13 protein-coding genes are annotated in these 14,735 nt (G+C 70.9%); 11 read left to right on the plus strand and 2 right to left on the minus strand.

The genetic code is table 11. The features are described from left to right. Nucleotides 1-7: 7 nt before the first annotated feature. Together ACYVJ0_RS00260 and ACYVJ0_RS00265 are read right to left on the minus strand one after the other, a co-directional pair. Nucleotides 8-2,173 (minus strand): catalase, encoded by a 2,166-nt coding sequence (locus tag ACYVJ0_RS00260; protein WP_460815232.1) that lies wholly within the window; start codon nt 2,171-2,173, stop codon nt 8-10. Between the two features lie 121 nt (nt 2,174-2,294). Beyond that, nucleotides 2,295-2,489, minus strand: a complete 195-nt coding sequence (locus ACYVJ0_RS00265; protein WP_449854322.1) for a hypothetical protein — start codon at nt 2,487-2,489, stop codon at nt 2,295-2,297. A 39-nt stretch (nt 2,490-2,528) separates the two neighbouring features. Between ACYVJ0_RS00265 and ACYVJ0_RS00270 the strand changes: the two genes are divergently transcribed. The 11 genes from ACYVJ0_RS00270 to ACYVJ0_RS00320 all read left to right on the plus strand — a co-directional run bounded on the left by ACYVJ0_RS00270 (nt 2,529) and on the right by ACYVJ0_RS00320 (nt 14,609). Next, nucleotides 2,529-2,984 carry a MarR family winged helix-turn-helix transcriptional regulator gene (locus ACYVJ0_RS00270; protein WP_460815234.1) on the plus strand — a complete coding sequence of 152 codons (456 nt, stop codon included), beginning with the start codon at nt 2,529-2,531 and terminating at the stop codon, nt 2,982-2,984. A gap of 66 nt (nt 2,985-3,050) precedes the next feature. Then, complete coding sequence (gene uvrA, locus ACYVJ0_RS00275; RefSeq protein WP_460815236.1) at nt 3,051-5,945, plus strand: excinuclease ABC subunit UvrA; 2,895 nt, start codon at nt 3,051-3,053, stop codon at nt 5,943-5,945. 3 nt (nt 5,946-5,948) lie between these two features. Next, entirely contained in the window at nt 5,949-7,952 is a 2,004-nt protein-coding gene (gene uvrC, locus ACYVJ0_RS00280) for an excinuclease ABC subunit UvrC (protein ID WP_460815238.1), read from the plus strand. A gap of 9 nt (nt 7,953-7,961) precedes the next feature. Further along, nucleotides 7,962-8,846 carry an RNase adapter RapZ gene (gene rapZ, locus ACYVJ0_RS00285; protein WP_449854317.1) on the plus strand — a complete coding sequence of 295 codons (885 nt, stop codon included), beginning with the start codon at nt 7,962-7,964 and terminating at the stop codon, nt 8,844-8,846. A 187-nt stretch (nt 8,847-9,033) separates the two neighbouring features. Then, on the plus strand, nt 9,034-10,029 hold the full coding sequence (whiA, locus tag ACYVJ0_RS00290) for a DNA-binding protein WhiA (protein ID WP_460815241.1): 996 nt from the start codon (nt 9,034-9,036) through the stop codon (nt 10,027-10,029). A gap of 153 nt (nt 10,030-10,182) precedes the next feature. After that, a complete protein-coding gene (locus tag ACYVJ0_RS00295; RefSeq protein WP_449854315.1) occupies nt 10,183-10,809 on the plus strand; it encodes a superoxide dismutase in 627 nt (208 codons plus the stop codon). A gap of 98 nt (nt 10,810-10,907) precedes the next feature. Beyond that, a complete protein-coding gene (gene gap, locus ACYVJ0_RS00300) occupies nt 10,908-11,915 on the plus strand; it encodes a type I glyceraldehyde-3-phosphate dehydrogenase (protein ID WP_449854314.1) in 1,008 nt (335 codons plus the stop codon). Between the two features lie 87 nt (nt 11,916-12,002). After that, nucleotides 12,003-13,217: a phosphoglycerate kinase gene (locus tag ACYVJ0_RS00305; RefSeq protein WP_460815244.1), complete on the plus strand. Its 1,215-nt coding sequence runs from the start codon at nt 12,003-12,005 to the stop codon at nt 13,215-13,217. Beyond that, nucleotides 13,208-13,996, plus strand: coding sequence for a triose-phosphate isomerase (tpiA, locus tag ACYVJ0_RS00310; RefSeq protein ID WP_460815246.1), 789 nt, complete (start codon nt 13,208-13,210; stop codon nt 13,994-13,996). The genes ACYVJ0_RS00305 and tpiA overlap by 10 nt, the downstream gene beginning before the upstream one ends. A gap of 9 nt (nt 13,997-14,005) precedes the next feature. After that, nucleotides 14,006-14,254: a preprotein translocase subunit SecG gene (gene secG, locus ACYVJ0_RS00315; RefSeq protein ID WP_449854311.1), complete on the plus strand. Its 249-nt coding sequence runs from the start codon at nt 14,006-14,008 to the stop codon at nt 14,252-14,254. A 1-nt stretch (nt 14,255) separates the two neighbouring features. After that, nucleotides 14,256-14,609 (plus strand): RNA polymerase-binding protein RbpA, encoded by a 354-nt coding sequence (locus tag ACYVJ0_RS00320; protein ID WP_460815248.1) that lies wholly within the window; start codon nt 14,256-14,258, stop codon nt 14,607-14,609. Nucleotides 14,610-14,735 lie beyond the last annotated feature (126 nt).

The raw sequence follows: 14,735 nt of genomic DNA on the forward strand, positions 1-14,735 counted from the left end.
GCCGCCGTCAGACGGGCAGGGCCTCCAGGCGGTCCCAGGCACGGTGCGTCGCGAGCGCCGCGAGCACACCGGGCACGAGCTCGGCGGCGTCGCCCGTGATCACGCCGGGCGCGTCCGCGATCCGCACGCTCTCGAGCGTCTCGGCGGCCGCCGGCGCGGCCGCGACCGCCTTGCCGTGCCGGAACATCTCGCCGAGCAGCCGCAGCGCCCGCGGATCGTTCGACGGGGCGAGCAGGATCGCGGCATCGAACTCGATGCTCGCCGCGGTCTGCGCCGTCCGCTGCACGGGCACGCCATGCAGCATGCCCCCGCGCGGGGCCACGACGAGGGGCACGACGCCCTCCGCGTGGAGCGCCTCGCACACCGACGCCAGATCACCCGGATCGGTCGACTCGTCCGCGAGCACCGCGACCATCCGCCCCTCCGCCGGCCACTCCTCGCCGACCTGCCGCAGCGCGGGGCTCGGCTCGACGTCGGCCAGCTCGACGGTCGGCGCGGGCGCCGGCAGGCCGAGCGCGTCGGCGACCGTCGCGCACAGCTCGGCGTCGATGTTCGCCAGCGCCTGCAGCTGCCGCTCCTTGATCGCCTGCTCGTAGCACTTGCCGAGCTCGAACGAGTAGGCGTCGGCCACGTGCCGCTGCTCGATGGGGGAGAGCGACCGGTAGAACAGCCGCACCTGCGTGAAGTGGTCGTCGAAGCTGGCGGGGACCGTGCGCTCCTTCACCGACTCCGACACCGTCACGGGGATGTCGACGAACGCGCCCTCGTCGGCGCCCGCGAAGAACGGGCAGCCGCCGTCGAGCGAGTTCGGCTTGTACGGCGCGACCCCGCCGTGCACGGCGGTCTGGTGCATGCCGTCGCGCAGCATGTCGTTGATCGGGGCGTGCGGGCGATTGATGGGGATCTGGGCGAAGTTCGGCCCGCCCAGCCGCGAGATCTGCGTGTCGATGTACGAGAACAGCCGCCCCTGCAGCAGGGCGTCGTTCGTCACGTCGATGCCGGGCACGAGGTGGCCGGGGTGGAACGCGACCTGCTCGGTCTCGGCGAAGAAGTTCGTCGGGTTGGCGTTGAGGGTCATGGTGCCGATCACCTGCAGCGGCGCCAACTCCTCCGGCACGATCTTCGTCGGATCGAGCAGATCGATCCCCTCGAAGGTCTCGTCCGGGGTGTCGGGCATCACCTGCAGCGCGAGATCCCACTGCGGGAAGGCGCCCGCCTCGATCGCGTCGGCGAGGTCGCGCCGGTGGAAGTCGGGGTCCTTGCCCGCGGCCAGCTGCGCCTCCTCCCACGTGAGCGAGTGCGTGCCGAGCTTCGGCCGCCAGTGGAACTTCACGAGCACGGTGTCGCCCGCCTCGTTGATCATCCGGAACGTGTGCACGCCGAAGCCCTGCATCATCCGGTAGGAGCGCGGGATGCCGCGGTCGGACATGTTCCACATCGCGTGCGCCTGGCCCTCGGTGTGCAGCGACACGAAGTCCCAGAACGTGTCGTGCGCCGACTGCGCCTGCGGGATCTCCCGATCCGGGTGCGGCTTGCCGGCGTGGATGATGTCGGGGAACTTGATCGCGTCCTGGATGAAGAACACGGGGATGTTGTTCCCGACCAGGTCGTACACGCCCTCTTCGGTGTAGAACTTCGTCGCGAAGCCGCGGGTGTCGCGCACGGTGTCGGCCGACCCGCGCGATCCGAGCACCGTCGAGAAGCGCACGAACACCGGGGTGGTGACGCCGCGCCTGAGGAAGCCGGCCTTCGTGACCGACTCGGCGGCCCCGTTGGCGACGAAGACGCCGTGCGCGGCGGCGCCGCGCGCGTGCACGACGCGCTCGGGGATGCGCTCGTGGTCGAAGTGCGTGATCTTCTCGCGCAGGTGATGGTCCTGCAGCAGCACCGGCCCGCGCGGGCCCGCCTTGAGCGAGTGGTCCGTGTCGGTCAGCCGCGCGCCCTGCGCGGTCGTGAGGTACGCGCCCTGCTGCGCCATGGCCTCGGGCGGGTAGTCGGTCGGCATGCCAGTGGGCGTGCGCGCCTCGGGCGCTCCCTGATCGGGCTTGGGCGGCAGCGGCTTGCGCGGCTCGGTGGGCTCGGCGAGGTCCGGCGGCACCGGCGCGGGGGCGCCGGGGATCGCGATCGGATCGGCGGCGGAGTCGGGGCGGTCGGGGTCCTGGGCGGCGTCCATGGGCGGCCTCCTGCATGTCGACGGCATCGTGTGCGGCGACCGTATGCAGACCACGCGCGCGCGAGCGAGAGGCTTGACCGCGGCCGCGCGGACGCGTAGAACCGAGACTCCGGTGGGGCGCTCAGGCGACGGGGCAGTGCAGCCCGTCGTCGCGCTGGACGTGATCGTCCTTGTACTCGCCGCAGCGAGAGCACGGCGTGCCCCGGCCCTCGCCCAGCTGCGGCGGACCGGCGAGCCGGATCAGGGTGGCGTTGAACCAGTTGTAGAAGCCGCCCGCGGCGCGGATCTGCTCGCGAACGGGGATCTTCCTCGGCATGATCATTAGTGTACTAACGAATTCGCGTAGGATCGTCTCGTGACCGAACCGCCCGCCGATCCGCGCGAGCAGCTGCTGAAGCTCGACAACCAGCTGTGCTTCGCCCTCGTCACGGCGGCCCGCAACGTCGTGTCGGTGTACCGGCCGATCCTCGAGCCGCTCGGCCTCACGCACCCGCAGTACCTCGTGATGCTCGCGCTGTGGGAGCGCTCGCCGCGCTCGCTGCGAGAGCTGGCCGACGCCCTCGCGCTCGAGCCGGCCACGGCCTCGCCGCTCGTCAAGCGCCTCGAGGCGCAGGGTCTCGTGCGGCGCGAGCGGCGCGTGGCCGACGAGCGCCGCCTCGACATCGGCCTCACGGAGGCCGGTGCCGCCCTGCGGGAGCGTGCGCTGGAGGTGCCGGGCCAGGTGATGGCCGCCACCGGGCTGAGCGCGGAGCAGATCGCGTCGCTGCGCGATGCGCTGCGGCAGTTCGCGGGCGGTCGCCCCGCGGACTGAGGGACGTCGGGCGCATCCCCAGGCGGCTCCGGATCCGATGTCGGAGGCCCCGCCTAGACTTGAACGGTGCCTATCGTCCCCGTGAAGAACGCCGGAAAGATCAGTGTGCGCGGCGCCCGCGTGCACAATCTGAAGAACGTCGACCTCGACATCCCCCGTGACTCGATGGTCGTCTTCACCGGGCTGTCCGGATCCGGCAAGTCGAGCCTCGCGTTCGACACGATCTTCGCCGAGGGGCAGCGCCGCTACGTCGAGTCGCTGAGCGCGTACGCCCGCCAGTTCCTCGGCCAGGTCGACCGGCCCGACGTCGACGTGATCGAGGGCCTCAGCCCCGCCGTGTCGATCGACCAGAAGTCGACCAACCGCAACCCGCGCTCGACGGTCGGCACGATCACCGAGATCTACGACTACATGCGCCTGCTGTGGGCGCGCATCGGCGTGCCGCACTGCCCCGAGTGCGGCGAGAAGATCCAGCGCCAGACGGTGCAGCAGATCGCCGACCAGCTCGTCGCGCTGCCGGAGGGCACGCGCTACCAGATCGTCGCCCCGGTGGTCACGCAGAAGAAGGGCGAGTTCGTCGACCTCTTCAAGGAGCTGGCCGCCAAGGGCTACGCCCGCGCCGTCGTCGACGGCCAGCCCGTGCAGCTGGCCGAGCCGCCCGTGCTGAAGAAGTCGTACAAGCACGACATCGCGGTCGTCGTCGACCGCCTCGTCGCCCGCGGCGACATCCTGCAGCGCGTCACCGACTCCGTCGAGACGGCGCTCGGGCTGGCGGGCGGGGTGCTGCAGGTCAACTTCGTCGACGAGGAGGGCGACGACGCCTGGCAGTCGTACTCGGAGCGGCTCGCGTGTCCCAACGGCCACGCGCTGCAGCTGACCGAGATCGAGCCGCGCACCTTCTCGTTCAACGCGCCCTTCGGCGCGTGCCCCGCCTGCTCGGGCCTCGGCACGCGCATGTCGGTCGACGTCGAGCTCATGCTCGGCGACGAGGACCTCTCGATCCGCGAGGGCGTCATCGTGCCGTGGACCACGCAGGGCAAGGGCCTGTTCCAGTACTACGAGCGCCTGCTTGAGGGCCTCGCGCGCGACCTGTCGTTCTCTCTCAGCACGCCATGGCGCGCCCTGCCGCAGGCGGTCAAGGACGCCGTGCTGTACGGCGAGGACTACAAGGTCGACGTCAAGTTCAAGAACCGCTGGGGCCGCGAGGTGCGCTACGCGAGCGGCTTCGAGGGCGTCGTGCCCTACATCGAGCGCCAGTACAACCAGGCCGAGAGCGACACCCAGCGCGCCCGCTGGGGCGAGTACCTGCGCGAGGTGCCCTGCCCGGTGTGCGAGGGCGCGCGCCTCAAGCCCGAGGTGCTCGCGGTCAAGGTCGACGGCCGCTCCATCGCCGAGGCCGCCGACCTCAGCCTCGAGAACGTGCTCGACGTGGTCAACCGCATCACGCTCACCGACCGCGAGGCCATGATCGCTGCGCAGGTGCTGCGCGAGATCCGCGTGCGACTCGAGTTCCTCATCCGCGTGGGCCTGAACTACCTCACCCTCAGCCGCTCGGCCGGCTCGCTCTCGGGCGGCGAGGCGCAGCGCATCCGCCTGGCCACCCAGATCGGCACGGGCCTCACGGGTGTCCTGTACGTGCTCGACGAGCCGTCGATCGGCCTGCACCAGCGCGACAACCGCCGCCTCATCGAGACGCTCGAGACGCTGCGCGACCTCGGCAACACCCTCGTCGTCGTCGAGCACGACGAGGAGACGATCGAGGCGGCCGACTGGATCGTCGACATCGGGCCGCGCGCCGGCGAGGGTGGGGGAGAGGTCATCCACTCCGGCCCCTACGACGAGCTGCTGAACGAGCAGCGCTCGCTCACCTCCGACTACCTCTCGGGGCGCCGTCAGATCGACACGCCCAAGAAGCGCCGCAAGATCGACAAGAAGCGCATGGTGTCGGTCGTCGGCGCGCGCGAGAACAACCTGCGCGGCGTCACGGCCGACTTCCCGCTCGGGGTCTTCACCGCCGTCACGGGCGTGAGCGGATCGGGCAAGTCGACGCTCGTGAACGACATCCTGTACCAGGTGCTCGCCTCCAAGCTCAACGGCGCCCGCACGGTGCCGGGCAAGCACACGCGCGTGACGGGCCTCGAGCACCTCGACAAGGTCGTGCACGTCGACCAGGCGCCCATCGGCCGCACGCCGCGGTCCAACCCGGCCACCTACACGGGCGTGTTCGACAAGATCCGCAACCTCTTCGCCGAGACGCCCGAGGCCAAGGTGCGCGGCTACCAGGCCGGGCGCTTCAGCTTCAACGTCAAGGGCGGCCGCTGCGAGGCGTGCTCGGGCGACGGCACGCTCAAGATCGAGATGAACTTCCTGCCCGACGTCTACGTCGACTGCGAGGTGTGCCACGGCAAGCGGTACAACCGCGACACCCTGCAGGTGCACTACAAGGGCAAGAACATCGCCGAGGTGCTCGAGATGTCGATCTCGGAGGCGGCGGAATTCTTCGAGCCGATCCAGTCGATCCACCGCTACATGAAGACGCTCGTCGACGTGGGCCTCGGCTACGTGCGCCTCGGCCAGGCGGCCACGACCCTCTCCGGCGGCGAGGCGCAGCGCGTCAAGCTCGCCACCGAGCTGCAGAAGCGCTCGAACGGCCGCAGCATCTACGTGCTCGACGAGCCGACCACGGGCCTGCACTTCGAGGACGTGCGCAAGCTGCTCGAGGTGCTGAACGGGCTCGTCGAGAAGGGCAACACGGTCATCGTCATCGAGCACAACCTCGACGTCATCAAGTCGGCCGACTGGATCATCGACCTCGGTCCCGAGGGGGGCTCCGGCGGCGGCCAGATCGTCGCGACGGGCACGCCCGAGCAGGTGGCCAGGGTCGAGGGCAGCCACACCGGCGCGTTCCTCGCGGAGACGCTCGGGATCGCGGAGCGCGCGCGAGGCAAGAAGGTCGCATAGCGGATGGCCTCGCAGCTTCCGTACAAGCCGAAGCAGGGGGAGATCCCGACCGACCCGGGCGTCTACCGGTTCCGCGACGCGCACGGGCGCGTGCTCTACGTGGGCAAGGCCAAGAACCTGCGCCAGCGGCTGTCGAACTACTTCGCGCCCCTGCACACGCTGCACGAGCGCACGCGGCGCATGGTCACGACCGCGTCCTCGGTGGAGTGGACCGTCGTGCCCACCGACGTCGACTCGCTGCAGCTCGAGTACCAGTGGATCAAGGAGTACGACCCGCCCTTCAACGTCCGCTACAAGGACGACAAGTCGTACCCCTTCATGGCCATCACGCTCGCCGACGAGGCGCCGCGCGTCATGGTCACGCGCAACCGTCGCATCCGCGGGGCGCGGTACTTCGGGCCGTACCCGAAGGTGTGGGCCGTGCACGACACGATCGACCTCATGATCCGGGTCTTCCCGATCCGCACGTGCAGCGACTCGTCGTACAAGCGGGCCATGCAGACGGGACGGCCGTGCTTCCCCGGCCAGATCGGCAAGTGCGGCGGGCCGTGCTCGGGCCGGGTGACGATCGAGGAGCACCGCGCGATCGTCGACGACTTCATCGCGTTCATGCAGGGCGGCGACGAGCGCTTCACGAAGGAGCTCACCACCAGGATGAAGGCCGCCGCGGCGGCCATGGACTACGAGGCGGCAGCGGTCTACCGCGACAGGCTACAGTCGATCGAGGCGGTGCTGAACAAGAGCGCCCTCGTGCTGCCCGAGAAGGCCGACGTCGACCTGTTCGGCATCGCCGAGGACGAGCTCAGCGCCGCCGTGCAGCACTTCGTGATCCGCGGCGGCCGCGTGCGCGGCGTGACGTCGACGACGATCGACAAGGAGCTCGACATCTCGGGCGGCGACCTCGTGGGCCAGATCGTCGAGCGCGCGTACGGCGACGCCGGCGCCGGCGACATCCCGCGCCGCGTGCTCGTGCCCGCGTTGCCGCCCGACGCCGAGGAGCTGCAGCAGTGGCTGCACGAGAAGCGAGGCAGGGCGGTCGAACTCGCGGTGGCGCACCGCGGCCAGCGGGCCGAGCTGATGCGCACCGCCACGCTCAACGCGCAGCAGGCGCTGATGCGGCACAAGACCCGGCGCACGAGCGACTACGTCGCCCGCACGCAGGCGCTCACCGATCTGCAGGAGGCGCTCGGGCTGGACGAGGCGCCGCTGCGCATCGAGTGCTTCGACATCTCGCACCTGCAGGGCACGAACGTCGTCGGCTCCATGGTCGTGTTCGAGGACGGCCTGCCCCGCAAGGATCAGTACCGTTCGTTCTCGATCGCCGAGACGACCGACGACACCGACTCGATCCACCAGGTGCTCACGCGCCGCCTCGCGCACCTCGACCGCCCCGAGGAAGAGGTGGAGGCGCCCGAGGTCGACCCCACGGCCGACGGCGTCGTGGTGCAGACCGAGCCGGCGCGGCGGCGCCGCTTCGCCTACCCGCCGCAGCTGCTCATCGTCGACGGCGGCAAGCCCCAGGTCGACGCGGCCGCCCGCGCGCTGCGGGAGACGGGGCACGACGACATCCCGCTCGTCGGCATCGCCAAGCGGCTCGAGGAGATCTGGCTGCCCGACGACGACTTCCCCGTCATCCTGCCGCGCACGAGCGAGGCGCTGTACCTCGTGCAGCGACTGCGCGACGAGGCGCACCGCTTCGCCATCACGCACCAGCGCAAGCGCCGCCGGCGCGACATCCGCACCGTGCTGAGCGAGATCCCCGGCCTGGGCGAGGCGCGCATCAAGGCGCTGCTGCGGCACTTCGGCTCGGTCACCGCGCTGCGCGGCGCCACGGTCGAGCAGATCCGCGAGCTTCCCGGCATCGGACCGAAGCTCGCCGAGACCGTCCACGCCGCGCTGAGCGCCGGCGCGGCACCGGCGCCGGGGGAGGATGCGTCGACGGCGGGGCAGGGCGAGGGCATGCCGGCGCACGAGGCCGGCGTGCGGGCCGCCGAGCCGAGCCAATAGGGTGGAGACGTGAGCGAGGCGGAAGCGACGACACCGACGAGCGAGGTGCTGATCGTCACGGGGATGTCGGGTGCGGGGCGCTCGACGGTCGCCAACGCGCTCGAGGACCTCGGCTGGTACGTGGTCGACAACCTGCCCCCGCAGATGCTGCGGCCGCTGCTCGACCTGAGCGGGCGGCTCGGCAGCGAGCTGCCGCGCGTGGCCGCCGTCGTCGACGTGCGCGGGCGCGACCTGTTCAGCGAGCTGCCCGAGCGGCTGCTCGAGCTCCGCTCGCGCAGCAACCTGCGCCTCGTGTTCCTCGACGCGTCTGACGAGGTGCTCGTGCGCCGCTTCGAGGCCGTCCGCCGCCCGCATCCGCTGCAGGGCGACGGCACGCTCGTCGACGGCATCCGGCGCGAGCGCCAGATGCTCACCCCGATGCGCGAGAACGCCGACGTCGTGCTCGACACGTCGGCGAGCAACATCCACCAGCTCGCCACGCGCGTGGCCGACCTCTTCGCCGAGGAGGGCTCGGCGCGGCACACCGTGACGGTGATGAGCTTCGGCTTCAAGTACGGCCTGCCGCCCGACGTCGACCTCGTGGCCGACATGCGCTTCCTGCCGAACCCGTACTGGGACGACAGCCTGCGCGGCCTCACGGGCGAGGACGACGCCGTGCGCGACTACGTCATGGCCCAGGAGGGCGCGGCGGAGTTCCTCGACGCGTACACGGCGGTGCTGCGGCCCGTGCTGCAGGGCTACCAGCGCGAGAACAAGCGGCACTCCACCGTCGGGGTCGGCTGCACGGGCGGACGGCATCGGTCGGTCGCCATGGCACGCGCCCTCGCCGAGCGTCTCGTCGGCGAGCCGGGGGTGGCGGTCCGGGTGCGTCACCGCGACCTCGGGCGGGAGTGAGGGCCCGGGTCCTCGGAAGCACCTGGGCAGCCCTGGACGACCCTCCACAGATACCCCATCCGCCTGAGCAACTCCCTCGGTTCTGCGGCCCGCGGGCGGGTAGGCTGGAACATCCCGCCGCGCCGAGTGCGAGCGCGCGGAGGCCGGCGCCGGAGTGACCGCGCGGCTCGAGATGTGAGGGAGATCCGTGACACTGACCGCCGATGTCAAGGCCGAGCTGATCGCCGTCCGGGACCCGCGTCCCACGGTGAGGGTGGCCGAGTCGACGGCCCTGCTGCGCTTCGCGGGCGGGCTGCACTCGATCGCCGGTCGCGTGGCGGTGGAGGCCGAGGTCGACTCGCCGATCATCGCCAAGCGCCTCGCTCGCGACATCGCCGAGATCTACGGCGTGCGCCCCGAGATCGCCCACGTGCAGTCGTCGGGCACCCGTGACGGCGACTTCTTCGCCGTGCGCGTGATCGACGGCGGCGAGACGCTCGCCCGCCAGACCGGCCTGCTCGACGCGCGCCGCCGCCCGGTGCGCGGCCTGCCCAACCGCCTCACCACGGGCGCCCCGCACGACCTCGCGTCGGTATGGCGCGGTGCGTTCCTCGCGACCGGCACGCTCTCGGAGCCCGGGCGCTCCGCCGCCCTCGAGGTGACCTGCCCGTCGGGCGAGGCCGCCATGGCGCTCGTGGGCGCCGCCCACCGCATCGGCGTGGCGGCGAAGGCCCGCGAGGTGCGCGGCGTGCCGCGCGTGGTCGTGCGCGAGCCCGACGCCATCAAGGGCATGCTCGTGGCCATGGGCGCCGTCAACACGGCGTCGGAGTGGGACCAGCTGCGCCAGCGCCGCGAGGTGCGCGCCGGGGTCAACCGCCTGGTCAACTTCGACGACGCCAACCTACGCCGCTCGGCCCAGGCCGCCGTCGCCGCGTGCGCCCGCGTGGAGCGCGCGCTCGAGATCCTCGGCGACGATGTTCCCGAGCACCTGCGCCAGGCGGGGCACCTGCGCCTCACGCACCGCGACGCGAGCCTGGACGAGCTCGGCCAGCACGCCGACCCGCCCCTCACGAAGGACGCCGTCGCCGGCCGCATCCGCCGCCTGCTGGCCATGGCCGACAAGCGCGCCGAGCAGGACGGCGTGCCCGGCACCGAGGCCGCCGTGGCCGCGGCCGAGGCCGCCGAGGCCGCGCGCACCGCGTAACCCGCTGTCACGATCCGACCCGAAGCGCAAGGCCGCCCCCGGCGTCCCCGACCGCCATTAGGCTGAGACTCACCGGCCCCTCTGGACCGGCCGATCCCTTCCGGGATGGACGATCGACGAGCGCCGCCGGCGCGGCGCGGATGGGAAGAATCGATGGCGACCTACACGCTCCCCGAGCTGACCTACGACTACGGTGCGCTCGAGCCGCACATCAGCGGCCAGATCATGGAGCTGCACCACTCCAAGCACCACGCCACGTACGTGGCCGGCGCGAACACCGCGCTCGAGCAGCTCGCCGAGGCCCGCGACAAGGGCGACTTCGCGAACGTCAACAAGCTCGAGAAGGACCTCGCGTTCAACCTCGGCGGCCACACCAACCACTCGATCTTCTGGACCAACCTGAGCCCCGAGGGTCAGGAGCGCCCCGAGGGCGAGATCGCCGCCGCGATCGAGGAGTACTTCGGCTCGTTCGAGGGCTTCCAGGGCCACTTCGCCGCCGCCGCGCTGGGCATCCAGGGCTCCGGCTGGGCCGGCGTGTTCTGGGACTCGATCGGGCAGCGCCTGATCATCCAGCAGTTCTTCGACCAGCAGTCGCAGTTCGCCGCCGGCACCGTGCCGGTGCTGCTGCTCGACATGTGGGAGCACGCCTTCTACCTGGACTACAAGAACGTCAAGGCCGACTACGTCAAGGCGTTCTGGAACATCGTCAACTGGGAGAACGTGCAGGAGCGTTTCCAGACGGCCCGCGAGAAGACCGCGGGGCTGCTGGTAGCCTCCTGAACAACGGGGGTGGCCCGGCAGGGTGCGTGCCGGCCGGGCCACCACACCTCCCGCCCGAAGACGTCATTCGACGCACGAATAGCAATCAGGAGACCTCAGTGTCCGTCAGGATCGGAATCAACGGCTTCGGCCGCATCGGCCGCAACTTCGTCCGCGCCGCGCTCGCGCAGGGTGCCGACTTCGAGATCGTGGGAGTCAACGATCTCACCGACAACAACTCGCTCGCGCAGCTGCTGAAGTTCGACTCGGTCGGCGGCCCGCTGGGCAAGGATGTCACCTTCGACGAGCAGTCGATCACGGTCGACGGCAAGGTCATCCGCGCGTTCGCCGAGCGCGACCCCGCGGCCCTGCCGTGGGGCGAGATCGGCGCCGACATCGTCATCGAGTCCACCGGTCGCTTCACCAAGCCCGAGGACGCCGGCAAGCACCTGCAGGGCGGTGCCAAGAAGGTCATCATCTCGGCCCCGGCCAGCGGCCCCGCTCCCACGTTCGTCATGGGCGTGAACGAGGACGCGTACGACCCCGAGAACGACCACGTCATCTCCAACGCCTCGTGCACCACGAACGCGCTGGCACCGCTCGCGAAGGTGTTCAACGACGCCTTCGGCATCGAGCGCGGCTTCATGATGACGGCGCACGCCTACACGGCCGACCAGAACCTCCAGGACGGCCCCCACAAGGACCTGCGTCGCGCCCGCGCCGCCGCCATCAACATCGTGCCGACGTCGACCGGTGCCGCCAAGGCCATCGGCCTCGTGCTGCCCGAGCTGAACGGCAAGCTCGACGGCACGAGCTACCGCGTGCCGGTGCCCTCGGGCTCGATCGTCGACCTCACGCTCGTGACGCGCGACGGCCTGACCAAGGAAGAGATCAACGAGGCCTACCGTGCGGCCGCCGCCGAGGGGCGCCTGAACGGCATCCTGCAGTACTCGGACGACCCGCTGGTCTCGAGCGACATCCAGCTCAACCAGTTCTCGTCGATCTTCGACTCGGGCCTGACGAGCGTCGCGGGCAACCTCGCGAAGGTGTCGGCCTGGTACGACAACGAGTGGGGCTACTCGAACCGCCTCGTCGACCTCGCCGAGTACGTCGGCGAGCGTCTCTGAGCACACTCTCCCCAGCGCCGGCCGCCTCGCTCCGAGGCGGCCGGCGCTGTGCTGTGCGGGGGCCCGCGCGGATGTAGAGTCGAGGTGATGACTCTGCGAACTCTCGACTCACTGGGCTCCCTCGCCGGCAAGCGCGTGATCGTCCGCTGCGACCTCAACGTCCCCCTGAAGGACGGCGTGATCGGCGATGACGGTCGCATCCGCGCCTCGCTCCCCACGATCCAGACGCTGCTCGACCAGGGCGCCCGCGTCATCGTGGTCTCGCACCTCGGCCGCCCCAAGGGCGAGCCCGACCCCCAGTACAGCCTCGGCCCCGTCGCCGAGCGCCTCGCGCAGCTGCTGGAGCGCCCCGTCGCCTTCGCGAGCGACACGGTCGGCGCCTCCGCGCAGGAGACCGTCGCGGGCCTGCACGACGGCGGCGTCGCGCTGCTCGAGAACCTGCGCTTCAACGCGGGCGAGACGTCGAAGGACGACGCCGAGCGCCTCGCCTTCGCCCGCGACCTCGCGGCGCTGGGTGACGCGGTCGTCTCGGACGGCTTCGGCGCCGTCCACCGCAAGCACGCGAGCGTCTACGACCTCGAGGGCCTGCTGCCGAGCGCCGCCGGCCTGCTCATCGCGGCCGAACTCGAGGTGCTCGACCGCCTCACCGAGAAGCCCGAGCGTCCCTACACGGTGGTGCTCGGCGGCTCGAAGGTCTCCGACAAGCTCGGCGTCATCGACCACCTGCTGCCGCGCGTGGACCGCCTGCTCATCGGCGGCGGCATGCTCTTCACGTTCCTCGCCGCGCAGGGCCACAAGGTCGGCTCCTCGCTGCTGGAGGCCGACCAGATCGAGACGGTGAAGGGCTACATCGCCGCGGCGCAGGAGAAGGGCGTCGAGCTGGTGCTGCCGACCGACGTCGTCGTCGCCGCGTCGTTCGGTGCCGACGCCGACCACGAGGTCGCCCCGGCCGACGCGATCGAGGAGACGGAGTTCGGCGCCGCGGGCGTCGGCCTCGACATCGGTCCCGACACCGCGGCGGCCTTCGCCGCCGCGATCGCCGGCTCCAAGACGGTCTTCTGGAACGGCCCGATGGGCGTGTTCGAGTTCCCGGCCTTCGCCGCCGGCACGCGTGCGGTGGCGCAGGCCCTCACCGAGGTCGACGGACTCAGCGTGGTGGGCGGCGGCGACTCGGCGGCGGCCGTGCGCGCGCTCGGCTTCGCGGACGACCGGTTCGGTCACATCTCGACGGGCGGGGGCGCGAGCCTCGAGTTCCTGGAAGGCAAGAAGCTCCCCGGTCTGGAGGCACTCGGATGGTCCTGAAGCGCACCCCGCTGATCGCGGGCAACTGGAAGATGAACCTCGACCACCTGCAGGCGGTCGCGTTCGTGCAGAAGCTGCACTGGGCGCTGAAGGACGTCAAGCACGACTTCGACAGCGTCGACGTCACGGTGTTCCCGCCGTTCACCGACCTTCGCAGCGTGCAGACGCTGCTCGACGCCGACAAGATCCCCTTCGGCCTCGGCGCGCAGGACCTCTCGGTGCACGACGAGGGCGCGTACACGGGCGAGATCTCGGGCGCCTTCCTCAAGAAGCTCGACGTCGGCTCGGTCATCATCGGCCACTCGGAGCGCCGCGAGTACCACGCGGAGGGCGACGACGTCGTGGCCGCGAAGGTGCAGGCCGCGCTGCGGCACGGCCTCGTCCCCGTCATCTGCGTGGGCGAGACGAGCGAGGACCTCGAGAAGCACGGCGCGAGCGCGGTGCCCGTCGGCCAGCTCGAGAAGGCGCTCGAGGGCGTCGCCGCCGACGCCGAGATCGTGGTGGCCTACGAGCCCGTCTGGGCGATCGGATCGGGCCAGGCGGCCACGCCGCAGCAGGCCCAGGAGGTCTGCCAGAAGCTGCGCGGCGTCATCGCCGAGCGCATGGGCGAGGACGCGGCGGCCAAGACCCGCGTGCTGTACGGCGGATCCGTGAAGGCCGCCAACATCGCGGGCTTCCTGCGCGAGCCCGACGTGGACGGCGCCCTCGTGGGCGGCGCGAGCCTGAAGGTCGAGGAGTTCGCCTCGATCATCCGGTTCCAGAAGCACCTCGGAGTGTAGGCTTTCGCTGTGGTCGTACTCGAGTTCATTCTGCAGGTCCTGCTGGGCCTCACCAGCCTCATCCTGACGTTCTTCATCCTGCTCCACCGCGGCCGCGGCGGAGGGCTGTCCGACATGTTCGGCGGCGGCATGGGCCAGGCCGTGGGCTCGTCGGGCGTCGCCGAGCGGAACCTCAACATCATCACCGTCGTGGTGGCGCTGGTCTGGTTCCTCGCCATCGTCGGCCTCGGTCTGATCACGAAGTTCCAGGTGATCTGACGTGGCGGTCGGGGGGAACGCGATCCGCGGCACGCGCGTGGGATCCGGCCCGATGGGCGAGCAGGACCACGGGCACCAGGCCGACCGGATCGCCGTCAGCTACTGGGACGCGCTGGGCAACGAGACCGTCCGCTACTTCGCGGCCGGGCTCCCCGAGGCCGAGATCCCCGAGATCATCGACCACCCGAACTCGGGTCTGCCCGCCGGGCGCGACAAGGACAACCCGCCGCAGGTGGCGAAGAACGAGCCCTACAAGACGCACCTCGCGTACGTGAAGGAGCGCCGCACCGACGCCGAGGCGGACGAACTGCTGGCCGAGGCGCTCCAGAAGCTCCGCGAGCGCCGCGGCGAGTAACAGAAGCGGGGTGAAACACCCCGGTTGCTGAACGAAGCGGCCGCAGGCCGCGAAGATGAAGCGACCACCGCAACTCTCACCAGCCAACGAGCGGGAGTTGCTGTGGTCGCTTCATCTGCGCTCGCT

It is taken from the genome of Microbacterium petrolearium (assembly GCF_054782875.1).